Annotated in this window: 27 protein-coding genes; all 27 read left to right on the top strand. The window is 63.5% G+C overall.

The features are described from left to right. Positions 1-94 precede the first annotated feature (94 nt). The 27 genes from motA (at position 95) to QUH67_RS27490 (ending at position 24309) form a co-directional block, all read left to right on the top strand. On the top strand, positions 95-994 hold the full coding sequence (gene motA / locus QUH67_RS27620) for a flagellar motor stator protein MotA (protein WP_300942598.1): 900 nt from the start codon (positions 95-97) through the stop codon (positions 992-994). Next, on the top strand, positions 994-1932 hold the full coding sequence (locus QUH67_RS27615; RefSeq protein ID WP_407080484.1) for a flagellar motor switch protein FliM: 939 nt from the start codon (positions 994-996) through the stop codon (positions 1930-1932). The genes motA and QUH67_RS27615 overlap by 1 nt, the downstream gene beginning before the upstream one ends. Continuing rightward, on the top strand, positions 1913-2284 hold the full coding sequence (locus QUH67_RS27610) for a hypothetical protein (protein ID WP_300942596.1): 372 nt from the start codon (positions 1913-1915) through the stop codon (positions 2282-2284). The genes QUH67_RS27615 and QUH67_RS27610 overlap by 20 nt, the downstream gene beginning before the upstream one ends. Before the next feature lie 48 nt (positions 2285-2332). Beyond that, entirely contained in the window at positions 2333-2722 is a 390-nt protein-coding gene (fliN, locus tag QUH67_RS27605) for a flagellar motor switch protein FliN (protein ID WP_300942595.1), read from the top strand. Between the two features lie 2 nt (positions 2723-2724). Further along, positions 2725-3765 carry a flagellar motor switch protein FliG gene (locus tag QUH67_RS27600; protein WP_300942594.1) on the top strand — a complete coding sequence of 347 codons (1041 nt, stop codon included), beginning with the start codon at positions 2725-2727 and terminating at the stop codon, positions 3763-3765. A gap of 13 nt (positions 3766-3778) precedes the next feature. Further along, complete coding sequence (gene flhB / locus QUH67_RS27595; RefSeq protein WP_300942593.1) at positions 3779-4864, top strand: flagellar biosynthesis protein FlhB; 1086 nt, start codon at positions 3779-3781, stop codon at positions 4862-4864. An 85-nt stretch (positions 4865-4949) separates the two neighbouring features. Beyond that, a complete protein-coding gene (gene flgB / locus QUH67_RS27590; protein ID WP_300942591.1) occupies positions 4950-5330 on the top strand; it encodes a flagellar basal body rod protein FlgB in 381 nt (126 codons plus the stop codon). Between the two features lie 10 nt (positions 5331-5340). Then, on the top strand, positions 5341-5757 hold the full coding sequence (flgC, locus tag QUH67_RS27585; RefSeq protein ID WP_300942589.1) for a flagellar basal body rod protein FlgC: 417 nt from the start codon (positions 5341-5343) through the stop codon (positions 5755-5757). Positions 5758-5759: 2 nt separating this feature from the next. Further along, the gene (locus QUH67_RS27580; RefSeq protein ID WP_300942588.1) at positions 5760-6086 is read left to right on the top strand and encodes a flagellar hook-basal body complex protein FliE; all 327 of its coding nucleotides are present in this window, start codon (positions 5760-5762) and stop codon (positions 6084-6086) included. A gap of 17 nt (positions 6087-6103) precedes the next feature. Continuing rightward, positions 6104-6892 (top strand): flagellar basal-body rod protein FlgG, encoded by a 789-nt coding sequence (flgG, locus tag QUH67_RS27575; RefSeq protein WP_300942587.1) that lies wholly within the window; start codon positions 6104-6106, stop codon positions 6890-6892. Positions 6893-6905: 13 nt separating this feature from the next. Beyond that, positions 6906-7379, top strand: a complete 474-nt coding sequence (gene flgA, locus QUH67_RS27570) for a flagellar basal body P-ring formation chaperone FlgA (RefSeq protein ID WP_300942586.1) — start codon at positions 6906-6908, stop codon at positions 7377-7379. Then, positions 7379-8503: a flagellar basal body P-ring protein FlgI gene (gene flgI, locus QUH67_RS27565; RefSeq protein ID WP_300948196.1), complete on the top strand. Its 1125-nt coding sequence runs from the start codon at positions 7379-7381 to the stop codon at positions 8501-8503. The genes flgA and flgI overlap by 1 nt, the downstream gene beginning before the upstream one ends. A 67-nt stretch (positions 8504-8570) precedes the next feature. Continuing rightward, positions 8571-9320, top strand: coding sequence for a MotE family protein (locus QUH67_RS27560; RefSeq protein WP_300942585.1), 750 nt, complete (start codon positions 8571-8573; stop codon positions 9318-9320). Further along, complete coding sequence (gene flgH / locus QUH67_RS27555; protein ID WP_300942584.1) at positions 9317-10012, top strand: flagellar basal body L-ring protein FlgH; 696 nt, start codon at positions 9317-9319, stop codon at positions 10010-10012. The genes QUH67_RS27560 and flgH overlap by 4 nt, the downstream gene beginning before the upstream one ends. 42 nt (positions 10013-10054) lie before the next feature. Further along, on the top strand, positions 10055-10498 hold the full coding sequence (locus tag QUH67_RS27550) for a flagellar basal body-associated FliL family protein (RefSeq protein WP_320416102.1): 444 nt from the start codon (positions 10055-10057) through the stop codon (positions 10496-10498). Further along, positions 10495-11229: a flagellar type III secretion system pore protein FliP gene (gene fliP, locus QUH67_RS27545; protein ID WP_300942582.1), complete on the top strand. Its 735-nt coding sequence runs from the start codon at positions 10495-10497 to the stop codon at positions 11227-11229. Before QUH67_RS27550 ends, fliP begins: the two co-directional genes overlap by 4 nt. Before the next feature lie 264 nt (positions 11230-11493). Then, the gene (locus QUH67_RS27540) at positions 11494-12402 is read left to right on the top strand and encodes a flagellin (protein WP_300942581.1); all 909 of its coding nucleotides are present in this window, start codon (positions 11494-11496) and stop codon (positions 12400-12402) included. A 225-nt stretch (positions 12403-12627) separates the two neighbouring features. After that, a complete protein-coding gene (locus QUH67_RS27535; RefSeq protein ID WP_300942580.1) occupies positions 12628-13542 on the top strand; it encodes a flagellin N-terminal helical domain-containing protein in 915 nt (304 codons plus the stop codon). A 292-nt stretch (positions 13543-13834) separates the two neighbouring features. Next, the gene (gene fliF, locus QUH67_RS27530) at positions 13835-15454 is read left to right on the top strand and encodes a flagellar basal-body MS-ring/collar protein FliF (RefSeq protein ID WP_300942579.1); all 1620 of its coding nucleotides are present in this window, start codon (positions 13835-13837) and stop codon (positions 15452-15454) included. Further along, entirely contained in the window at positions 15451-16116 is a 666-nt protein-coding gene (locus QUH67_RS27525; RefSeq protein WP_300942577.1) for a hypothetical protein, read from the top strand. The genes fliF and QUH67_RS27525 overlap by 4 nt, the downstream gene beginning before the upstream one ends. A gap of 6 nt (positions 16117-16122) precedes the next feature. Beyond that, complete coding sequence (locus QUH67_RS27520; protein ID WP_300942576.1) at positions 16123-17448, top strand: MotB family protein; 1326 nt, start codon at positions 16123-16125, stop codon at positions 17446-17448. Between the two features lie 44 nt (positions 17449-17492). After that, positions 17493-18626: a chemotaxis protein gene (locus tag QUH67_RS27515; RefSeq protein WP_300948194.1), complete on the top strand. Its 1134-nt coding sequence runs from the start codon at positions 17493-17495 to the stop codon at positions 18624-18626. Positions 18627-19087: 461 nt separating this feature from the next. Then, positions 19088-19897: a flagellar hook-length control protein FliK gene (gene fliK / locus QUH67_RS34875; protein ID WP_320416101.1), complete on the top strand. Its 810-nt coding sequence runs from the start codon at positions 19088-19090 to the stop codon at positions 19895-19897. Further along, positions 19848-20426 (top strand): transglycosylase SLT domain-containing protein, encoded by a 579-nt coding sequence (locus QUH67_RS27505; RefSeq protein WP_300942573.1) that lies wholly within the window; start codon positions 19848-19850, stop codon positions 20424-20426. The genes fliK and QUH67_RS27505 overlap by 50 nt, the downstream gene beginning before the upstream one ends. A gap of 106 nt (positions 20427-20532) precedes the next feature. Then, positions 20533-21762, top strand: a complete 1230-nt coding sequence (locus QUH67_RS27500; RefSeq protein WP_300942572.1) for a flagellar hook protein FlgE — start codon at positions 20533-20535, stop codon at positions 21760-21762. Between the two features lie 25 nt (positions 21763-21787). Next, positions 21788-23260, top strand: a complete 1473-nt coding sequence (gene flgK / locus QUH67_RS27495) for a flagellar hook-associated protein FlgK (protein ID WP_300942571.1) — start codon at positions 21788-21790, stop codon at positions 23258-23260. A 2-nt stretch (positions 23261-23262) separates the two neighbouring features. After that, positions 23263-24309 carry a flagellar hook-associated family protein gene (locus tag QUH67_RS27490; protein WP_300942570.1) on the top strand — a complete coding sequence of 349 codons (1047 nt, stop codon included), beginning with the start codon at positions 23263-23265 and terminating at the stop codon, positions 24307-24309. The last annotated feature ends 4 nt before the right edge of the window (positions 24310-24313 follow it).

Raw genomic sequence — 24313 nt, 5'->3', positions numbered from 1 at the left:
GAATAGCTTGCGCGGGGCTGGCGGGCGGGAAGCCAGCTTCGCGCAAGCGTCGCCGAATAGATATCCACAATAGAATCTGCAATGGAGCGACGCGTTGGTCAGTCTCGTGGGGATCCTCATCACGATTGCCGCATTGCTCGGCGGATTCGCCGCCATGGGCGGGCATCTGGCCGTACTGATGCAGCCGTGGGAATTCGTGATTATCGTCGGTACGGCGGTTGGGACCTTCATCGTTGCCAATCCCTGGAAGGTCATCGTGGACACGGGGCTTGCGATGGTCCAGGCCCTGACCGGGGCGGTGCCCAGCGAGCGCTATTATCTCGATCTGCTCGGAGCGCTTCACGCCTTGATGCGCGAGCTGCGCGGCAAGGGTCGCAATGAGGTCGAGGCGCACATCGACGACCCATCCTCCTCCGAAATCTTCAAGGCATTTCCCAGTGTGCTTGCGGACCATGCGCTCCTGCACTTCGTCTGCGACTACGTCCGCCTGATCATCATGGGGAACGCCCGCACGCACGAGATCGAGGCGTTGATGGACGAGGAGATCCATACCATTGTGAAGAGCAAGCTCGCTCCCTATAACGCCCTGGTCGTGGTGGCGGAGGCGTTGCCGGCGTTGGGAATCGTCGCCGCGGTGCTCGGCGTCATCAAGGCCATGGGGGCGCTCGATCAATCTCCGAAGCTTCTGGGCGGCTACATCGGCGCTGCCCTGGTCGGTACGTTCGCCGGCATTTTCTTGTCTTATGGCATTATTGCGCCGTTCGCGCTGAAGGTCAAAATGACGCGCGAGAAACGCTGCCGGCCTTACATCATCGTCAAGCAGACCCTGCTCGCCTTCATGAACGGCGCCATGCCGCAAATCGCGGTGGAGCACGGCCGCAAGATGATTGCAGGGGCCGAGCGGCCGTCCATCGACGTCGTGGAGAATGAGACGATCGCTGGGCCGGCCAAATCCGCCGCAGTCGAACCCGAACCGAAGGCTGCACGGGCATGATGACGGACGAGATCGGCGTCGAGCAGCAGAAGCGCCTGCCGAACTACCTGCTCGATGCAGCAGGCATATCGATCGATCGCATGCCGATGCTCAATGTGATCTTCGATCGCATGGCCGCGACATGCACGGATAGCCTGCAACCAATGGCCGGGACGCCGTGCTTTTTTTCCGTCAGCGGCATCAGCAATGGACGGGTCGGAGACATCATCAAGGAATATGAGGCCAACGCCGTCGCCGCGGTTTACTATGCCGAGCAGTGGGACACCCGGATTCTCATCATGCTCGATGGTGATTTCGTATTCACGATGGTCGAGGCGCTGTTCGGCTCCGACGGCGCCGAGCCGCCGATCGACGTCGAGCGGTCGTTCTCCAATATCGAGCTCCGACTGGTACAGGTGCTGTTCGAACGCTTTGCGAAGGCGCTGCAATCGGCATTCGCGGCGATATCGGAGGTCACCTTCACGCTGGAGCGGGTCGAAACCGCCATGGCATCGCTGGCGATCGGTCGAAGCGGCAACATGTCGATCTGTGCGAACATCATGCTGCAGGCGCTTTTCCGCGGTGGGCAGATGTTCCTCATCATACCTCATTCCGCGCTCAACCCGCTGCGGCAAAAGCTCGCCCATGTCGTCGTCAGCGACGGCAGGGCGGCCGATCCGAACTGGCGAGAGCAAATGGAGAGCGAGGTCCACCGAACCGAGGTGACGTTGAGCGCGGTCCTCGAACAGCGCACACTCCCGCTCGGCGACGTCGCGAAATTTCATGTAGGGCAGGTCCTCGAGCTTGATGCGACGCCGCGCACGCTGGCCAGGCTGGAGAGCAACAACCAGGTGCTGTTCTGGTGTCAGATCGGCCAGCTTGACGGTTATTACGCCATGCAGGTAGCGGATCCCGTCGATCAGAAGCGGGAGTTTGTCGATGACATCCTATCTCGTTGATGCCGTGTTGCTGATGGCGCTCGCCTTCACCAGCATACGGGTGGCGCAGATGCACCGTGAGCTGGCGCGGCTGCGCACCTATCAGGGCGAGTTCTCGACCATCGTTCACGAGACGGCGAGCGCGTTCGATAGCGTCATCACGGCGGCGCACGATTCCACCGCCAACCTCGCACAGCTTGCCGCGGTTCTGGGCACAAAGATCGATCAGGCTCACGATGCCATCGCGGCGCTGGATGCGCGCGGCATGCAACCTCCTTCGGCGGTCAGCGACGGCGGCCATGCGCACAAGCCGGGACTCACGGATACCGAACGCGAATCGTCACCTGACGGTGCTGCGCACGCGAGCAGATAATTCCGGGGCCGTGCCCCGGCAAGTGAATTACCAAAAGGCGATAACAAGATGGCGCACCCTTTCGACCAAGAATCTCCTGCCGACCGGGCGTCCGGAGACGCGCACTCGGCCACGTCTCCCCTGGAGAGGTTGGCGGAGATCGCCGCCCGGACGGCCGAGGACGCAACGAAGTTCGCCAACGTCGAGGCGATCCTGCGCATTCCCGTCACGATGCAGGTGGTGCTGGGCTCCGCGACCATCCCGGTCGCCAACCTCATGAAGCTGGGGCGCGGCGCTGTGGTCCCTCTCGACCATCGGGTCGGCGAACCGGTCGATGTCGTGGTCAACGGCCGGATCGTCGCGCGCGGCGAGGTGGTCGTCGTCGAGGAGGATAATTCCCGGTTTGGTGTATCCCTGACCGAAATTGTCGGTCCGCTCGGCGGTAGCGGTGAAGTCTGACCGTGGCGGGACCCGTGGGCGTCTCTCCCGTCAAGCAGCGAGGCGTCGCCACGCTCGGTGGAACGGAAAAAGTCGCAGCATTGCTGCTGGCGATGGGGCGGCAATCGGCGGCGAGCATCCTGCAGCAATTCGAGCCGCAGGAGATCCGGGTCGTCACGAAGGCTGCGGCTGAGCTGCGGCCGATAACGGCGCAGGAACTGGAATCGATCGTCGAGGAGTTTGCCCGGCAATTCTCCATGGGTGCCAACATTCTTGGCACGCTTGGCGGGCTCGAGGCCGTGCTTGGTGACGTCCTGCCCCCCGAGCAGGTCTCCCAGATCATGTCCGACCTGCTCGGCAATTCGAGCCGGTCGGTCTGGGACCGCGTGTCGTCGGTGTCGGAGAACTCGCTCGCCAGTTACCTTTCCAAGGAACACCCGCAAACCGCCGCCTTGATCCTTTCCAAGGTGAAGCCGGCCTGTGCCGCAAAGGTCATGAGCCAACTTCCCGCAGGCCTGCGCAACGAACTCATGCGGCGCGTGCTGAGTCTCAAGCCGATCGTCGATGACGCGATGCGAATGATCGAGAAGACGCTTCATGAAGACCTGACCTTGAATTTCGCCCGCAACCTCGGGGCGGATACCTATGCGCGCGTCGCCGATATCATCAACAAGATGGAGCGCGGCCATATCGAGGAAATGCTGAAAAGCTTGTCGGAGAAGCGTCCAAAGTCGGCGGAAGTGCTCAAGGAGCTGCTGTTCACGTTCGACGACGTCGTCAACCTGACGACGAAGGCGCGCACCATGATCTTCGATCAGGTGCCGACCGATCGCATCGTCGTGGCGCTGAAGGGGACGGACAGGAATTTCCGCGAGTTGATCCTGTCATCCGTGGCCTCGCGCGTCAGGCGCGTCGTGGAACACGAGTTGGCCATCGGCGAACCGTCGAACCAGCGCGACGTGATGGAGGCGCGCCGCGTGATCACCGACCTCGCGCTCGACCTGGCCGAGCGGGGCGAAATCGAGCTCAACCCCGAACAGGAGGATGAGCTGGTCTTTCGCTGACCGCTGAACAAGCATGGCAGAAGCAACCGATCAGGAGAGCAAAACCGAACAGCCGACCGAGAAGAAGGTCCGCGACGCGCTCGAACAGGGCAAGATTCCGGTTTCCCGCGAGGCTTCCATCTTCGCCTCGATGGCGGCGCTGATGGTGATCCAGTCGCTCCTGATCGGGCAGGGCGTGCAGCAGCTCGTACCGACCCTGAAGGGCTTTCTCGACGATCCCGACGGCATTCGCCTGAGCACCGCGGCAGACGCGCAAAACCTCTTGTCGGTGGTGGGGTTCGAGGCGATGCGCTTCATGCTGCCGCTTGTCATCGTCCTGGTCTCGTTCGGGCTCGCCGCTTCGCTGCTTCAGAACGCGCCGCGACTGGTGCTCGATCGCATCCAGCCGAACTTCTCGCGGATTTCTCCGGCGCAGGGCTGGAGCCGTATCTTCGGTGCCCAAGGACTCGTGGAATTCGCAAAGTCGGTCTTCAAGCTGGTTTCCGTAAGCTTGGTCGTCGGCTTCATGTTGCGAGCGTCCGAAGCGAGGGCGTTCGAGGCGATGTATACCGATCCGGCGGCGCTGCCGGAGATGATCCTCACGATCGCCATGCGGATCGTGGCAGCGATCTGCATCACGACGATCCTCCTGGTCGCGCTCGATCTCGCCTGGTCGCGCTTCCACTGGCGGCGCGAGTTGCGCATGACGCGGCAGGAGTTGAAGGACGAGCACAAGCAGGCGGAGGGCGATCCACTGGTCAAGGCGCGGCTGCGGTCGCTGGCGCGCGATCGGTCGCGTCGCAGGATGATCGCATCGGCGTCGAAGGCGTCGCTGGTGATCGCGAATCCAACGCATTTTGCCGTGGCGCTGCGATACCGGCGCGACGAAAATCCGGCGCCGCTGGTGCTGGCCAAGGGTGCGGACGCCATCGCGCTGAAGATTCGCGCGATCGCCGAGCAGAACAACATTCCTGTGATCGAGAACAAGGCGCTGGCGCGCGCACTCTATGAAGCGGTTCAGGTTGACCAAGTGATACCGGGGGAGTTTTTCCGGCCCGTTGCCGAGATCATTTACTTCCTGCAGTCGCAACAATCGTCCCGTGCCGAGAAGGTGAATTAATATTCAAGGAGTGGTGCTCCGCGCAACAGCCTGGGAAAAGCTTGCCGGGCTATGGTTCTCTCGAACAAATGGGATCTGAACTGCCGTGGGACCGCTTTATCTCTTTGAGCTTGCTTCGTCACAGGCGCGCTGGCTCGAGCTCCGCCAGTCGACGATCGCCGCCAACGTGGCCAATGCCAATACGCCCGGTTTCAAGGCGCGCGACGTCGAGCCGTTCAACAAGGTGCTGGACGGCATGCCCGTCAGGCTTGCGATAACCTCGCCGGCGCACCTGCAGCTGAGCGCGGTCGAAACAGACACTCGGGCCACTGCGAAGAAGGACAGCTGGGAGGTCGTGCATTCCGGAAATTCCGTCAGTCTCGAGCAGGAAATGGTCAAGGGCGGCGACGTGAATCGTGACTATTCGATGAACACGGCGATCGTGCGGTCGTTCCATCGCATGCTGCTGTCGGGCGCAAAGGCTTAGGGTGGTTTGAATGCTGGATTCTCTTCAAGCGTCGATGTCGGTTGCAAGCTCCGGGCTTGAGGCGCAGTCGACGCGGATGCGGATCGTGTCGGAGAATTTGGCGAACGCGACCTCCACGGGGCGCGTCGCCGGCGCCGATCCGTATCAGCGCAAGACCGTGACGTTCGATGCGGCGATGGACCGCGCCGCCGGCGCGCAGCTGGTGAAGGTCAAGGAGGTTGGCGTCGACCGCACGCCGTTCAGGGTGGAGTACGAGCCCGGGCATCCCGCGGCCGACAAGGCCGGCTATGTCAAGCTTCCCAACGTCAACATGCTGATCGAAATGGCCGACATGCGGGAGGTCAATCGATCCTACGAGGCCAATCTTCAGGTCGTGAAACAGGTGAGGTCGATGCTCGGCATGACCGTTGACCTCTTGAGGAGTTGACAATGCTGGAGGCGATCTCTTCGACTGCGATTTCCGCGGGCCAGGCGGTGGCCCGTTCGGCGGAGACGAAAGTGGCGTCGCCCGCGGTCGGAGCCGCGCAGTCGAGCGGCGAACTCGGCTTTGAATCCGTTTTCAAGCAGGTGGCGTCCGATGCGATCGGAACACTGAAGGCCGGCGAGGCGGCGTCGATCTCGGCGATCCAGGGCAAGGAATCGACGCGGCGGGTCGTCGAAGCGCTGATGTCGGCGGAGCAGGCGTTGCAGACCGCAGTCGCGGTCCGCGACAAGGTCGTGCAGGCCTACCAAGAAGTCGTGCGGATGTCGATCTGATCTGAAGGAGTCAAGTTGTGAAATCGCTCGCCATCGCGGCCACCGGAATGAACGCGCAGCAGACCAATGTCGAGGTTATCGCGAACAATATCGCCAATATCAACACCACCTCGTTCAAGCGGGCGCGGGCGGAGTTCACCGACCTGTTCTATCAGATGGATCGCATGCAGGGCGTCCCCAACACCGCGGGGTCTTCTCCGATTCCGGAGGGCGCCAATATGGGGCTCGGTGTGCGTTCGGCCGCGGTACGCAAGCTGCACATTCAAGGCGCGCTGTCGCAAACCGGCAACACCTACGACATGGCGATCAACGGCCGCGGATGGTTTCAGATCCTGGGCCCGAACAACGACGTCCTTTATACCCGCGCCGGCTCGTTCAACACGAATGCCAACGGTCAGCTCGTGACGCTGGACGGCTACCAGATCGATCCCTCGATCACGGTGCCGCAGGGAACGGTCGAAGTCACGGTCAACAAGACCGGCCAGGTGTTCGCCAAGCTGGACACGGAGGTGAACCCGCGCCAGATCGGACAGCTCAACCTTGCCAACTTCGTCAACGAGGCGGGCCTCGAACCGCTGGGTGGTAATCTCTACAAGGAGACAACCGCTTCCGGCACGCCGGTTGTCGGGCTGCCCGGCGATGCCGGCTACGGGAAGATCAACCAGCACTATCTTGAGGCGTCGAACGTCGATCCAGTCAAGGAAATCACCGAGTTGATTTCGGCGCAGCGCGCCTACGAAATGAATGCCAAGGTCATCACGGCATCGGATGAAATGGCTTCGACGGTCTCCAAGGGGCTTCGCTAGTTCCGGTGTATCGATGTTGAACTCGGTTGGCCGGTTCGTACGAGGGGCAGCCGTCGCGCTGCTGGCTGTCGCTTTTGCAGGTGCGGCGACCGGCGAGGAACGGCGCTTGCCGGTGCCGTCGGTGACGATCCGCCCCGGCGAGGTGATCAGGGATGAGATGATCACCGAGCGCGCCTTTGCGCCCAACCTTCTCGGCGTCGCGCTGTTCATCGAGGGGCGTCAGGCCGTGGTCGGACGCATGGCGCGCCGCTCGCTTCTGCCAGGCCAGCCCATACCGACAAATGCCGTCGATGAACCTTGGGCGGTTGCCCGCGGGGCGATCGTCAAGGTCATCGTCGAGGACAATGGCCTTTCGATCGCGACATACGGCGCCGCCATGCAATCGGGCGCCGCCGGCGCGCTCATTCCGGTCCGTAATACCGACACCGGCGTGATCATCAGGGGCATCGTCCAGCCGGACGGCACCGTAAAGGTCGTTGACGGATGATTACCCGATTGCTGCTGGCGTTGATCCTCGTCCTTTCGGCGGCTGGCGCCGAGGCCGCCGTCCGTATCAAGGACATCGCGGACCTCAGGGGATTGCGCGAAAACCAGATTGTCGGTTACGGGCTCGTCATCGGCCTCAACGGGACCGGTGACACCCTGCGCAATGCGCCGTTTACGGAGCAGTCCCTGCAGTCGATGCTCGACAACATGGGCATCAATGTGCGGAACGACAATGCGAATTCCACGGCGCGGCCGACCACGCTGCGCACGCGCAACGTCGCCGCCGTGATGGTGACCGCGGACCTGCCGCCTTCGATCGAACCGGGCGAACGCATGGACATCACCGTATCGTCGCTCGGCGATGCCACCTCGCTGCTCGGAGGAACGCTCGTGATGACCCCGCTGCGTGCCGCTGACGGCGCTGTCTATGCGGTGGCGCAGGGGTCCGTCACCGTCGCCGGATTCAGCGTGGGGGGCCAGGCGCAGAATGTCAGCCAAGGCACGCCGACCGCCGGCCGCATTCCGAACGGCGCGCTGGTCGAGCGCGCCGTGCAGGGAAGCCTCCATGAAATGGAGTTCCTCGTTCTCGAATTGAAGAACCCGGATTTCGTCACGGCGACCCGAATCCTCGACGCCATCAATCGCTATGCGGGCGGTCGCTACCGCGCCCAGATCGCGTTCGAGCGCGATTATCGGACGGTCGTGCTGTCAAAGCCGCGACACGTCGGGCCGGTCCGCTTTCTCGCCGAAATCGGCGAATTGACCGTCGAGCCGGATACCAGGGCGCGGGTCGTGATCAACGAGCGAACCGGCACGGTGGTGATCGGGCGGGACGTCCGCATATCCACGGTGGCGGTGACCCACGGCAATCTGACTGTCCGCGTGACCGAGCTGCCCGTCGTATCCCAGCCGAACCCGTTCTCGCGCGGCGAGACCAAGGTTGTTCCGCAGACCTATGTCGACGTCAACGAGCCGGGGGCCCAGGTGGCCATTCTCAGCGGGGTTGACCTGCAGCGCCTGGTCCGCGGCCTGAACCAGATCGGCCTGAAGCCTTCCGGCATCATCGCGATCCTGCAGGCGATCAAGACGGCCGGCGCGCTGCAGGCGGACATCATCGTGCAATGACGCGCAAGCGTCGTGCAAGCTTGGTCGCGCAATGCTTTGTTCTCGAACGGGGATCGCGCGCCACCTGATGCTAAAGCTGGATCACAAGTCGAAAGTCCTGCTGCTGGTCGCGGCGTGCGTGCTGGCGGGCGCATCGCCGGTGCCGGCGCTGGATGACGGAAAGCCGTCAAAGCCTTTGGACCTGCGGCCTTTGGTGCGAACACGCGCCGCGGGAGCGCAGAAGCCGGGTCTCCCGGTCTTGATGCTCCCCGGCGATAGCGCCCAGGCAAGACCCGTGGCGCGCGCTGCCGAAGACACCGGACCCTTGATCACCGGCGCAGCACCCGACAATCCGCCGGCCGTCGCCCGCCCGGGCAGGGGCGGAGGCGCCGCAACCTCGCCAAAGCCGACGCCTGCGGCGGCCGCGCCGAACGACAACGAGGTCGCCCAATTCTGCAGCAACGTTGCGGACCCGGCCGTGGATGCCCGGCTGGCCTGGCAGTTGAAGGAGCTGGAGAAGGCCGAGACCAGGCTCCGCGAGCGGATTGCGGAAGTCGAAGCCAAGCGCGCCGAATACGAAAAGTGGATGGCGCTTCGGGACGAATTTTTGAAGAAGGCCGAGGCGTCGATGGTCGAGATCTATTCGCGAATGCGCCCCGAAGCCGCCGCAACCCATATCGCGGGCATGTCGGATGAGACCGCGGCAGCGGTGCTCGCAAAGCTGAGCCCTAAAAATTCGAGCGCCATCTTCAATGAGATGGAGTCCGCGCGCGCCGCGCATCTCGCTGATCTGCTTGGCGGCATGCGTCGTGCGGACGACGGAAAGAGAAACAAATGAAGAAGCCGATGCTCATCCTCTCGCTCCTGCTCCTGGGCGGTTGCGCCCAGGATCCCTCCGAGGTGTTGCGCGGGCCGCAGCTTTCCCCCGTAGGTACCGGGCTGAGAGCGCAAGCCTATCCGATCCCGACAACGCCGCGGGGACATACGCCTCTGAGCTTTCGTTCGACCTGGGACGACGGCACCGACCTTTACCGCGATCCCCGCGCCCGGCGCGTGGGCGACGTCGTGACGGTGGTCATCTCCATGCAGGACAAGGCCAAGCTCGACAACAAGACGGATCGCTCACGCGATTCGCAGATCAAGGTCGGTCTGGACTGGCTGGCAAACGTCGCTGGCTGGCAGGATACCGGTCAGGGCAACGCCAATTTGAGCGCGAGCTCCTCGACCAAGGGCGCCGGCCAGATCGACCGTACCGAGGATATCAAGCTGTCGGTTGCCGCCGTCGTCACCGACGTGTTGCCGAACGGCAATATGATGATCAGCGGCTCGCAGGAATTCCGCGTCAATGCGGAGATGCGCGTGCTCAATGTCGGAGGGATCGTTCGGGCCCGAGACATCTCGCGCGGCAACACGATCTCTTATGAAAAGATCGCCGAGGCGCGCGTGTCCTATGGCGGCCGCGGGCGTCTGACGGACGTGCAGCAACCGGGTTGGGGACACAGGATCTATGATGCGGTGGCGCCCTTCTGATCCCGAGGAAAACCGGGCCATGCGGCGGGCACAAGGAACGCCATGCGCTTGACGGCGGCGATATTCATCTTGACGCTGATCGCGATCGGCGCCGGCGCTCTTGCCGGCCTGCATCTCGTCGCGACGGCGGAGCGCGCCGTCGATGCCAGGAAGAACGCCGCCCCGCCGCCCGTCGCCTCGATATACGCGGGCAGCGCGCGGCTGAGGAAGCTTTCTCCGATCGTGACCAACCTCGCGGCGCCGGCGAACAATTGGGCGCGCGTCGAAGCGTCGATGGTGACCGACAGCTTGAACGACGAGGAAGCAGGCATCCTGGCCGCCCATATCAGCGAAGACATCGTCGTCTATCTCAGGTCGGCCTCGGCTGCCCAGTTCGAGGGCGCGCGCGGGCTTCAGCATCTGCGGGACGACCTGACCGAGCGGGCCAATATCCGGTCTTCGGGCAAGGTTCGCGAATTGATTATCGAGACGTTGGTGATCCAATGAGGATGTTGCTGGTCGTGGCGTTGCTGGTCCTGCTGCCCGAAACGGCGGCGGCGCAAATTCCGGACCTTGGCTCCCTGCTTCCACCGGGGAACGGCAGCACCAGCGGCCGGATCGTCCAGCTGATGGCGCTGCTCACTGTGCTGTCCGTCGCACCGGGGCTGCTCATCATGGTGACGAGTTTCACCCGATTTGCCGTCGCGCTGTCATTTCTTCGCGCCGGCCTCGGCCTGCAGACGACGCCGGCGAATCTGGTCCTGATCAGCCTGGCGCTGTTCATGACGTTCTACGTCATGGCTCCGACGTTCGATCGCGCCTGGGAAACCGGTGTCCAGCCCTTGATGAAGAACGAGATCTCGGAGGAGGAGGCATACCTGCGGATATCAGATCCGTTCCGCGAATTCATGCTGGCCCACGTGCGTCAGAAGGACCTGCAGACGTTCGAAGCACTGGCCGCCGAAAGTTTCCGCAGGAAATTCGACGACAAGCGCATCGACATGCGCGTCATCATTCCGGCATTCATGATCTCCGAGCTTCGCCGGTCGTTCGAGATTGGATTCTTGATCATCCTGCCGTTCCTCGTGATCGACATGATCGTCGCGACGCTGACGATGTCGATGGGCATGATGATGATGCCGCCGACGGTGATCGCGCTGCCGTTCAAGATGCTGTTCTTCGTGCTCATCGACGGCTGGAATTTGCTCGTCTCCGGACTGGTCCGGTCATTCTCGTAGCGCGGTGCATCGTGGCGGCGGGGCGGTCCTGGCCCGCAGCCGGGCGTTCATCCTTACCGGACGGCAAATCCGCGGCCGCGTTATTGTGGCGAAATGCGGGCCCGCCTTAAGCTAAGGCTAACGTTCGGCTGGTAGTCAGGGGCCACGTCAGGTTGGACCCCACCCATATCGGTCCAAAGGCATGATGCCGCCCTGCCGAACCGGTGAAAGCCCGGTATGTCCCCCCAATGAAAAAGTTAACGCGTACATAAAGGGACATTCTTCATGTCAAGCCTCCTCACGAACTCGTCCGCCATGACCGCACTGCAGACCCTGCAGTCGATCGGCCAGAGCATGGCCACCACGCAAAACCGGATCTCCACCGGCCAGCGTGTTGCCACCGCTTCGGACAACGCGGCCTATTGGTCGATTGCGACCTCGATGCGTGCCGACAACGCCGCGCTGTCAGCCGTGTCAGACTCGCTCGGTCTGTCGGCCGCGACCGTCGATACCCAGTACACCGCGCTGACCACGGTACTCGGCAGCGACGGCAAGAGCGGTCTCAACAAGCTCCAGTCGCTGCTGGTCGAAGCCAAGACCGCCGGTATCGACCGGACGAAGATCCAGTCGGAAATCACCCAGATCCAGCAGGACATGAAGAGCACGGCTGCGTCTGCGACCTTCAACAGCGTGAACTGGCTGAGCACGAATGCCACGACGCCGGCGACGGTCAATCTCGTGTCGTCGTTCTCTCGCGTCGGCGGCACGCCGACCATCAACTCGATTACGGTGACGGTTGCCGACTATACGCTCTATACCAACGCCCAGGGCGGCATCCTGGATACGGTGAACGGCACCGCCTCGATCGACACCATCGACATCAGCGCGCTGACCGATTCGACCGCCGACCAGACCACGCTCGATGGCTTTATCGCGCAGGTCACGGCCGCGATCAACACGGTCAGCCAGTCGGCCGCCGACCTCGGCGCCATCAAGAACCGCATCGAGAACAACACCAATTTCGTGAAGTCGCTGATGGACTCGGTGACCCGCGGTATCGGTCAGCTCGTCGATGCCGACATGAACGCCGAGTCCACCCGTCTGCAGGCGTTCCAGGTCCAGCAGCAGCTCGGCGTGCAGGCGCTGTCGATCGCCAACCAGAACACCCAGAGCATCCTGTCCCTGTTCCGCTAAGCCCGGACCATTCGGGCGGAAAGGCCGCGCTCTCCAGAGCGCGGCCTTTTTTTCGTCCCGGGAGTCACAAGCTTAGCACAAGGTTCGGCCGATACCCTTGCTGCTACGACGGGTTGGGCCCTCGACGGATATCCGCGACCCAAAGGCATGACGCCGCCCTGTCGTACCGGTGAAAGCCCGGTATGTCCCCAAAGACTCAATTCCAAACTCAAAGGGACATCGACAATGGCTTCCTTGCTTACCAATTCGGCGGCGATGACCGCGTTGCAGACCTTGCGGTCGGTCAGCGCGAACATGCAGACCACCGAAAACCGGATCTCGACCGGCCAGCGCGTCGCAACCGCTTCGGACAACTCGGCCTATTGGTCGATCGCGACCTCGATGCGGGCCGACAATTCCGCGCTGTCCGCGGTGTCCGACTCGCTCGGGCTGTCGGCCGCGACGGTCGACACCGAATACACTGCGCTGACCGCGGTCCTGGGCAACGAAGGCACCAGCGGCCTCAACAAGCTTCAGGCGCTGCTGGTCGAGGCCAAGACGGCCGGCATCGACCGGACCAAGATCCAGTCGGAAATCACCCAGATCCAGCAGGACATGAAGAACACCGCCAACTCGGCGACGTTCAACGGCGTGAACTGGCTCAGCACGAATGCCACGACTCCGGCCACCGTCAACCTCGTGTCGTCGTTCTCGCGCGTGGGCGCCACGCCGACCATCAACACGATCCAGGTCACGGTCGCCAACTACTCGCTGTATACCACCACGCAGACCGGCATCCTCGATACGGTCAGCGGTACCACCACCGTGTCCATCGACAACATGAACATCGGCGCGCTGACCGACTCGGTGGCCGACCAGACCACACTCGACGGCCTGATCGCGCAGGTCGTGGCCGCGATCAACACCGTCAGCCAGTCGGCCGCGGACCTCGGCGCCATCAAGAACCGCATTCAGAACAATACCGACTTCGTGAAGTCGCTGATGGATTCGGTGACCCGCGGTATCGGCCAGCTCGTCGACGCCGACATGAACGCGGAGTCCACCCGTCTGCAGGCGCTGCAGGTCCAGCAGCAGCTCGGCGTGCAGGCACTGTCGATCGCCAACCAGAACAGCCAGAGCATCCTGTCGCTCTTCAAGTAAGAAGCGCCATCGAAGAGACCGTGCTCCTCGCGGAGCGCGGTCCCTTCGTCAAGGTCGACATGACGGCGATCGACCTGTCGTCCGATCCAATCCAGGCCATTTCCCTGGTCCTCGTTCAACGCGTCGTGCGTCGACGGCGTTGGCGTCTGCGCTAAAATCTCCGGCAGATGTCGCCCTCCGGCCCACCAATCGACAACGCCCGCAAGACGGACTGATGTGACTGCTTTCACGCGCAACCCCCAGACAAGGTTGGCGGCGGAGTGTGCTGGCATTCGCATTGGTACGAGGTCTCATGCTCAGTCGCGCGCAGGTACAGCAGCTGCTCAACAATTTGCTGGAACTCGGGCCGCGGCGCCTGATGGCGCTGGGGGTGATTGGATTTGCCGTTCTGGTGACTGTGGTCGGAGGCGCCTATTATCTAAGCCGACCTGAGTTCGAGCCTCTTTACACCGGTCTCACCCGCGAGGACGTGACGCGCATTGGCGCCGCGCTCCGTGAGCAGAGCATCGCGTTTGACGTGAATACAGCCGGAGACGCGGTTTCGGTCCGGCCGAGCCAGACCATGCAGGCGCGGATGCTGCTTGCCGAGAAGGGGCTGCCGACGAGCGCAAATGCCGGCTACGAACTTTTCGACAAGATCGGCTCGCTCGGGTTGACCTCGTTTATGCAGGAGGTCACGAAGCTCAGGGCGCTCGAAGGCGAAATTGCCCGAACCGTTCAGCTGATGAAGGGCGTGAAGGCTGCCAGGGTCCATATCGTTCTGCCCGTGCGCGGTTCGTTCCGCGCGACCCAGCAACCGCCATCCGCTTCGGTCGTGCTGCGCACCGACGGCGCGATCGAGGCCCGTACGGCGCAGTCGATCCGTCATCTCGTCGCTGCCGCCATTCCCGGCATGACGCGGGACAAGGTGACGGTGCTGGATGCCGACGGCTCCATGCTGCTTGCCGAGGAGGACGAGGCGAGCGCGGCGCCGACCAAGATGGCGAGCCTGCAGAAGATGGTCGGGCAGATGGTGCAGGAGAACATCCGCAAGGCGCTGACGCCCTATCTCGGTCTGGACAATTTCGAAGTCAGCGTCGCGCCGCAGCTCTCGACCGACAAGCGGCAGATCAACGAGACCGTTTACGATCCGGAGGCACGCGCGGAGCGCTCGGTCCGCAACGTGCGGGAGAAGGAAACCTCGCAGAACGCCGATCGCCAGACGCCGACGACCGTGCAACAGAATCTTCCCGACCAGCAGGTCAATGCCGGCGGCACCAAGAACTCCAACGAGGAAAAGCAGCGGCGTGAGGACGTCACCAATTTCGAAGTATCGTCCAAGACGACGACGACCGTCAGCGACGGCTATTCCGTTAAGAAACTCTTCATCGCGGTCCTGATCAATCGCACGCGGCTCGTTGCCGATCTCGGCGACAAGACCAATCAGGCCATCGTCGACAGCAAGATCGCGGAGATCAGCCAGCTTGCAGCGACCGCCGGCGGCATCGACCGGCAGCGCGGCGACCAGATCCAGGTGACGGCGGTGGATTTCGTCGAGGGCTCGCGCGAGCTGGCCCCGGTGCCGCCCATCGGGTTCGTCGAGATGCTGAACAGGCAGATGGGCAGCATCATCAATGCGGCGACGATCCTGGCCGTCGCTGCCATGCTCGTCTGGTTCGGCCTTCGCCCCGCGGTCAACGGCATCCTGACCCACCGTGCGCAGCAGGAGCAGGTCGCGGCGTCGGACGCCGTCGCCGAGCTCGAGGCCGCCAATTTGACGGCGGCGGAACAGGAAGAGCTGAACCTGGTGGAAGACCTCGAGGGCAAGATGCAGCGGACCCCGCAGAAGCGGCTTGAGCAGATCGTGCGTCTCGACCAGGCGCAGGCGGCGGCGATCCTTAAAGACTGGATGCGCCGGGAGGAGGCGGCATGAATGCGGCGATCGGAAAACTCCTTCCGCAGTTCGATGCGAATGGTCGCGCCAAACCCGCCGAGAAGCCGAAAGTCCCGGAGCCCATGGCGAAGCCGCGGGAGGCCCGGCGCGAGTCCCAGCCTGCGCCGATTCCCCAGTCCGCGCCTGCACCCAAAGCCGAAACCCCGCAGGTCAATCTTGTGGATGAAGCCTATCGGCGCGGCTATGCCGCCGGTCTTGCGGAAGGCAATGCCGGGCTGGCGGAGGAGCGCGTTCGTAGCGCCGTCAGGCTTGGCGAAGAGCGCGCCAAGTGGTCCGACCAGCAGGCCGTCGCGATCGTCCATGGCTTCAGCGCCGCCTGCCGCGAACTTGAATCGAACATCGCCAGCTCCGTGGCTCGTATATTGCAGCCGTTCCTCGCAGATGCAGTCCGCGACAAGGCTGTCGAGGCGCTCATCGAGCAGATATCGGTGCTGACATGCAGCTCACCCGTGCCGGTGCTTCGGATCAGCGGTCCGGCCGATTTGCTGCAGCGGGTCAAGGCGCAGCTCGACACGGCGCGGCGGACGGGTATCGAATATCAGGCGGCCGACACGCTCGAAATCCGCGTCGTGGCCGATCAGACCGTGATCGAGACGCAGATGCAGGCGTGGACGGCACGGCTGAAGGAAGCGCGTCGGTAATTCGCAATGAGCGACCTCAAGCCAGAGCTCGTCATCATCCGGCGGCGCAGCGCCTTCGAAGATTCGCCGGCCAAGGGCGGCGTCTGGAAGATCGCCTATGCGGACTTCATGACCGCCATGATGGCGTTCTTCCTGGTGTTGTGGTTGCTCAGCGCGCTGAACCAGGACCAGCGTCAGGTCGTGGCGAGCTACTTCAATCCGATCAAGCTGTCGGAGAACGCTCCGGCTCCGAAGGGCCTCAGGGATCTCTCGAAGGAGGATCCGCCCGCGTCCGAAGGTCAGGACGGCAAGCGCAAGCCTGCGGGGCCCAACGAGGAGCGCCGCGGCGACTCGCCCACCGCCGAGAAGCCGCCATTCTACGAGGAGAAGGTCCTGTTTCGCGATCCCTACGCGGCACTGACCGAGATCGCCGCCAGCGCGAATGAGGCGTCGGGACAGAGGCGCGCGGGCGCTTTGACCTCAGCGCAAGAGGACGGTCTGAAGGGAGGCGAGGCCTATCGCGATCCGTTCGATCCCGGTTACTGGAGGCTCGCGCCGCAGGCTGGGAAGAATGCCGAGCGGGTGATCGAGAGCGAGCCTCGTCCGAAGCCTCCCTTCCGCGAAAATGCGCATGAGGGAAGTCAAGGCGAGCCGCCGCCCGTTCGCCCCGGCAAGCCTGATGATGGCGGAGGTGCCGCCCAGGCGAGCGGACAGCCGACGTCTGTGCACATGTCGCCTTTGCTGCCGCCAGGCTCGGCGTCCTCGCTGCCCGGCCGCGAAGGCAATGTCCAAGCCAGTTCTCAGGTCAGCGCTGAAGCCAATGCCGCGGCCCAACCTCATCCGGCAGAAGCTGCGAAGGGCGTCGAACCGCGTGACGCCGCCCGCGCACAGCCCACCGCCAAGCAGCTCCAGGCAGTGATCGCCGACGCGTTGTCGGACATCAAAGCGGGCGCCGGGCCGGTTGCGGAAGTCCGCCAGGTCGAGGAAGGCCTGCTGATCAGTCTGACCGACGATGCCAACTTCGGCATGTTTGCAGTCGGCTCTGCCGAACCGCGTCCCGAACTCATTCGAGTCATCGACAAGATCGGGCCGCTGCTGACGAAGCGTCCGGGTCTGATCATTGTCCGCGGCCATACCGACAATCGACCGTACCGGTCGGACACCTACGACAACTGGCGGCTTTCGACCGCGCGTGCGCAAATGGCGTACTACATGCTGGTTCGATCCGGCGTGGATCCGCGCCGGATCGAGCATGTCGAAGGGTATGCGGATCGGCGTCCAAAACTTCCGGAGGATCCAGCGGCGGCACAAAACCGCCGGATCGAGATCCTTGTCAGGGAGAAACGGCCGTGATCGGGGCGCGACCGGCCGCCGGGCTGTTGTTATCGCTGTCCTTCATGGCGGCGACGGCACTTGCCGCGACGCCGTCCCCGGAGCCGGCCTCGGGCGAGCCGTATCAGCTGGTTCGGTCGTTGCAGGCAGTGCAGGACGGTATCGCGCGCGGCGACGCCGCAGCGCACCGCCGGCATCCGGCGTTGATCCGGCAGATCGGCGAGAAACTTCTTGCCGCTGATCCCAACGTGTGGAGCAACCCGCAGAATGGCCAGGCCGTCGTCATCTACTTGCTGAGCGGCGGAGCCCCGCAGATCGTGCGCAAGCTTCCGCGTGATCGGATGAGCGTCGACGAGCGGCTGTTCAATGGCGCGCTGGCCTATGTTGAAGGCCGCCAGGACGAAGCCCGGGAGATATTGAAGGACGTCAAGCCGCGCGCGGTGCCGTCGAGCATGAGCGGTCACATTGCGCTGGTGCTGGGGGCGCTGTTGGCCAATTCGGATGCGCCGGCCGCGATCGAGCGCCTGGATGAAGCCCGCCTGTTGCTGCCGGGCACGCTCGTCGAAGAGGCTGCTCTGCGACGCGAGATCGGGCTCGTCGGGCAGGCTGAAGACTTCGACAAGTTCGAATTTCTGACGCTGGTCTATGTCCGGCACTATGGCAACTCGGTCTATTCCGGCGATTTCTGGCAGCGCTTTTCGTCCGCCTTGACGCGTTCGAGCCTTGCATTTGACGAGCGCCGCTTCTCGCGGCTTTCGGCCATGCTGGAACAGCTCGATCGCGCGAGCCGCCTCAAACTCTATCTGGGGATCGCGCGAACGGCCCTGATCCGCGGTCGTCTTGCCGTGGCGCGGCTGGCGGGCGAGCAGGCGCTGCCGCTCAGTGGCGACGGAAATACGGACGGCGAGCGCGCACGCTTCTTCCGCGCTGCGGCGCGGGCGCTCACCGACGATTATGAAGGCGGCCTTGCCGAATTGAAGACCGTCGACAAATCGAAATTGCCGGAGCGGGACGTTCCGATCCTGAATGCGACCCTTCAGATCATGTTCGACATCCGCAAGCCGACCACGGGATCGGTAGCCGAAAATCCACCGCCCACACCGGCGCGTCTCGATCTTTCCCCGTCGGCAGCGCTGCTCGCACGCGCGCAGAAGCAACTCGCGGAGCTGGATCTCCTCACCAAGGATCGCCGTCCATGAACAAGCTTAGCGGAACCGGCGGAGAACCCATCTCCGTCATTGCCGAGACGATCAACATGCGCGGGACAGCCCGTTCCGGAAAGGGCTTTGGAGCAAAGCCGGGCGGAAACTCGGCGTTCCGCGACCTGCTCCACACGGTATCGAACCCGGCGCAGCGCGCGTCGAGCGATCGGGATCAAGATGGGTCGATCGAACCGGGCATGCTTCGCGCTCGCGTCGCGCTGCTGGCAGAACTCAACAGGCCCGGCGACGAGACGGCGCGCAAGCTTCCGAAGGCCGCCGAGGAGCCGGACGCGCCACGCCCATCCGTGATATCAGATCATTCGGAGACGGCAGATATCCAGGATCGATCGATACTGCCTTCGGGCATTGGACAGCCCTTTGCCGCCATACCGGTATTGAAACCACAGGCGCAAACGGTCCGCGATGACGACGACGCAGCGCCCGCGGGGAAAGCGCGATTGCCGACCGCGCGCGAACTGCCGGGCACGAACGCGGCCAGCGCGATGAAAGATGTTGCCGAGACCGGAAGCCGCCCGCCGGCCGTGGTGCCGCAGGCGACGGTAGCGTCACAGGCCGATGCGGCGCCGCCACGGACGATGACCGCCGCGACCAGCTTCGAAGCCGTCGCTGCCAATATCGAGCGTGCCGCCAAAGGCGGAGGTCGCGAAGCGTTGCCCGAAGCGACCAAGGTCACCGTGGTCCGGCAGGAGACGCATCTTCCCCCTGTCCAGCCATTCTCCGCGACCGCGCAAGTCGCGAATGCCATGGTGGCGGAACTGGAGGGCTCCTCGGCCTCGCAACCGTCGGCCGCGTCCAATCTCCTTTCGGCCCAGGACAATGTCGCTGATCAGCCGCTGAAGATCCTGACCATCAGCCTGGAGCCGCCGGCGCTCGGCAACGTCACCGTAAGGCTTCGCCTTGTCGGCGCGGCCGTCTCCGTCCATCTGGCGGCGGACCGCAAGGATACCAGTCAGATGCTGGATCAGCAGCGGGAATCGATTCGCGAACTCATGCAGTCGGCGGGCTACGTCGCCGACGTCGCCCCGGTCCAGCATGGCGCGCTGGACGGATTTCAGCCCGGTTCGCCCCCGTCGCAGCCTTCGCTCTCCGGCCAGCAGCAGCAAGGCACACAAGACGGATCCAGTGCATCGCCAGGCCAACCGCAAGACGGGGCGAAGCAGCCCCGGAAAGAGCAGCAGACCAACCAGGAGACGCGTCATGACCAGGACGTGGCGCCGCATCATCGTCGCGGCGCTGTTTATCTGTAGCGCTGCCGCGGAGGGCAGGGCGGACCATCCGCGTCCTTGCGAGCGCGAGATGGCCCGCGCCGCGCAGCTTCATGGCATTCCGCTTGGTATCCTGTATGCGGTCGGCCTGACCGAGACCGGGCGACGGGGCGCGCTGCATCCCTATGCGCTTGGCGCCGAAGGCCAGACGGTATTTGCCGGGAATGTCGACGGCGCGCTGGCCAGCTTCGAGTCCATGAGACACAAGGGCATCAAGCTGATCGATCTCGGCTGCATGCAGATCAATCATCATTATCACGGCGAAAAATTCAGCTCGGTTCGGGCGATGTTCGATCCCGCGAAGAACGTCGATTACGCCGCGCGCTTTCTGAAAGAGTTGAAGCAGCGCGAGGGCAGCTGGACCATGGCGGTCGCCCGCTACAATGCGGGTCCTCACAATCGCCCGGCGCAGAAGCGCTACATCTGTCACATCGTCGGTCACCTCGTATCCTCAGGCTTCGGCGCCTGGACCGACAAGGCGCGCGCGTTGTGCCAGCCGGGAACGACATGACGCGCCGACGTGACGTGCGGCATGAAGTTCTACATCGCCGGTCGTCATCAGCCCCGCGCAAGCAAGAACCGTCATTCTGGCTGCAATCTACCAAAGGAGCCCAACCATGAGCCTTTACGGCGTGATGCGCACCGGTGTTTCGGGGATGGCCGCGCAGTCCAACAAGCTGTCGACGGTTTCGGACAACATCGCGAACGTCAACACCACCGGCTACAAGCGGGCTTCGACCGAATTCTCCTCGCTGATCCTGAAGAGCGGCTCAGGCAATTACGACTCCGGCGCGGTCGAAACCCATGTGCGCTACGCCATCACGGATCCGGGCCATCTATCGTTCACCACGTCGACGACGGACCTAGCCGTGCAGGGCAACGGCTTTTTCGTGGTCTCGGACGCCACGGGCACGCAGCAATTCCTCACGCGGGCCGGGTCGTTTGTGCCCGATAGCCAGGGCAATCTGGTCAATGCGGCCGGCTTCTATCTGATGGGTTACCCCGGCGCGGTGACCGGCATTTCCTCGAACAGCACGGCGGGGATGCAGATCGTCAACGTCAATCAGGCGCAGCTTCAGGCCGAGCCTTCGACGCTGGGGACCGTCAGCGGCAATCTCGATCCCAGTGCGGCCATCATCGCGGGGCCTCCCGGGCCGGCTTCCTACTCATCGAAAAGCTCGATCGTGGCCTATAACAATATCGGCAGGCCGGTGACGCTCGATGTCTATATGTCGAGGACGGCGACGGCAGCCGGCGTGGATACCTGGCAGGTCCAGGTTTATGATTCAGCAGCCGGAACCCCGATGGCTGGAGGTCTCGGCACCTTCACGTTCGATACGACCGCAGCCGGCAGGGGCGCCATGGTCGGGCCGCCCACATCGCTCACGGTCAACGTTCCCGGCGGCTCGGCGTTCACGGTCGACATGGCTGATGTGACGCAGGTTGCCTCGAGCTTCAGCTTCAAGACGACCGTCGACGGCAATGCGCCATCTTCCGTCGAGAAGGTGGATATCGATGACAAGGGTATCGTGACCGCGGTTCTCGAGAACGGGACGATGCTGCCGATCTACACGATCGCGCTGGCCGACGTCCCGAGCCCCGACAACCTCAAGCCGGAAGTCGGCAACGTCTATTCGGTGAGCCTGGACTCCGGAAACCTGCAGATTGGATCCGCCGGCGTCGGCGGCTTCGGAACCATTGCGTCCGGAGCGCTCGAGAGTTCGAATGTCGATCTTGCCGACGAGCTGACGTCAATGATCGAGTCGCAGCGCGGCTTCACCGCCAATTCCAAATCCTTCCAGACCGGCGCGGACCTGCTGGACGTTGTCGTCAACCTGAAGCGCTGAGCCGTTCCGCGCCCTGGAGTACGCCATGTCCCTTACTGCCGCTCTCGGTTCTGCCCGCTCGTCCCTGATGGCGGCGGGCATCCAGTCGTCGGTCATCTCCCGCAATATCGCCGGCGCGAGCGAGCTGAGCTATTCGCGCAAGATCGCCGTATTGGAAAATTTCCCCGGCAACGGCGTCTACGTCGCGGCGATCCAGCGTGCCGCGAGCGCGGGCCTTTATACCAACGTGCTGACCGCCACATCTGCGTCCACCAAGCAGAGCGTGATCTATGACGGTCTCCAGAAGATCGCGGCTGCGACGGTGGACGACCCGGAGCTCGACCAGTCGCCGACCGCGCAGCTCAATGTGCTGAAGCAGGCGCTGCATCAATATGCGACAGCGCCCGACAATGCGACGCTGGCGCAGTCAGCCGTTGCAGCTGCAAAGGACATGGCGGCCTCGCTCAACCAGGCGACGACGACCGTGCAGTCGGTCCGCGAGGGCGCCGATGCCGACATGCTGACCGCGGTCACCAACATCAATCGGCTCCTCGCCCAATTCGACACGGTCAATACCGCGGTCGTAAAGGGGACGACCACCGGCGAGGACGTCACCGATTACCTCGACCAGCGCGACGCCATCATTTCGAAGCTGTCGCAGGAAATCGGCGTCTCGGTCTCGATCCGTCCCAACGGCGATGCGGCGCTTTACACCGACAGCGGCGTCGTCCTGTATGACAAGTCGGCGCGTAATGTTAGTTTTGCGCCGACCAATGCCTATACGGCCGGCATCACGGGCAATGCGGTCTATATCGACGGCGTGCCGGTCACCGGCGCGTCGTCCGTCATGCCGCTCAAATCGGGCAAGATCGCGGGTCTGGCCGAACTGCGCGACACGGCGACCGTCACATACCAGTCCCAGCTCGACGAGATCGCACGCGGCCTGATCGACGCCTTCCGGGAGATCGACCAGTCCGGCGCTGCGCTGCCGGATGTGCCAGGCCTCTTCACCTATCCCGGCGCGCCGGCGATGCCCGCGGCCGCAACCATTTCGGTCGGCCTCGCCGGCACGATCACGGTCGCCGCCTCGGTCGACCCGGCCTCGGGTGGAAACCCGAACCTGCTGCGAGATGGCGCGATCAGCGGCAACGTCGCCTACAATTACAACACCACCGGTGTGGCCGGCTTCTCGGCGCGACTGCAACAGCTCATCGACAACATGGACGCGCCGCAGCCGTTCGATGCGGCCGCGCAGGGCAAGCCGAGCGGCAGCGTGATCGATTTCGCCTCGTCGTCGGTCAGCTGGATCGAAAGCCGGCGCAAGACGGCTGACGATAGCGCCCAGTACCAGAATACGCTGCTCGACCGCAGCAATACCGCGCTCTCGAATGTCAACGGCGTCAACATGGACGACGAAATGTCGTTGATGCTGCAGGTCGAGCGTACCTATTCGGCGTCGTCGAAGATCATTTCGGCCGTCGACGACATGCTGAACACTCTGCTGGCGGCGGTGAGTTAACCATGATGAGCGCGAACTACATCTCGACCCTGATGCTGTCTTCGTCACTCCGGTATTCCATCACCAACAACCAGAGCGCGCTGAGCAAGGCGAGCAAGGAAGCGACCACCGGCCGGTTCGCCGATCCCGGTCTGCAGCTCGGCACATCGACGGGGCGAGACGTCGGGCTGCGCGCCGAGATGAGCTTCATGGACCAGATCGTGGACACCAATGAGCTCGTCGCCGGACGCCTGGATATGACCCAGAACCGGATCACCCAGCTCGGTACGACCGCCCAGGAGTTCCTCAAGAACCTGATCGCCGCGCGTGATGCCGACGGCGGTCAGCAAATACTTTTGCCGAGCGCCTCTGCCAATCTGCAGGATCTCATCGGCGCGCTCAACGTCTCCTACAACGGCTCGTTCCTGTTCGCTGGCCTCGATACGCAGAACGCGCCGATCGCGAACTACACCGCCGGCTCGACCAGCAAGAATGCGGTCGACGCGGACTTTCTGGCGACCTTCGGTTTCGCGCAGTCGTCGGCAAACGTAAGCACCATCACCCCTGCGCAGATGCAGAACTTCCTCAACACCAGCTTTGATGCCCAATTCGCCAGCCCGGCCTGGAACGCCAACTGGTCCTCGGCCGCCGACCAGACGCTGACCAGCCGCATTTCCACGACCGAAGTCGTCGACACGTCCGTCAGCGCCAACCAGCCGGGTTTCCGCAAGCTCGCCGCGGCCTACACGATGCTCTCCGATCTCGGCAATTCGAGTCTGAGCCAGGCCACCTTCCAGACCGTCGTGGACAGGGCTATCAGTCTCGTCAGCGGCGCCATCTATGACCTCGCCGTGCTCGGCGGCAGCGTCGGCGCTGTCCAGCAGCGGGTGTCCGCCGCCACGGACAAACTGAAGATCCAGCACGACATCCTCAACCAGCAGGTTGTCGCCATGGAGGAGGTCGATCCGTCCGAGGCGTCGGTCCGCGTCAATGCCCTGCAAAACCAGATCGATACGGCGCTCGCGCTCACGGCGCGGCTGCAGAAGATCAGCCTCATCAACTATCTCTGAGGCA

Origin of the sequence: Bradyrhizobium roseum (assembly GCF_030413175.1) — a bacterium.
Classification (GTDB): domain Bacteria; phylum Pseudomonadota; class Alphaproteobacteria; order Rhizobiales; family Xanthobacteraceae; genus Bradyrhizobium; species Bradyrhizobium roseum.
This window is presented reverse-complemented; position numbering and strand designations above follow the sequence as displayed.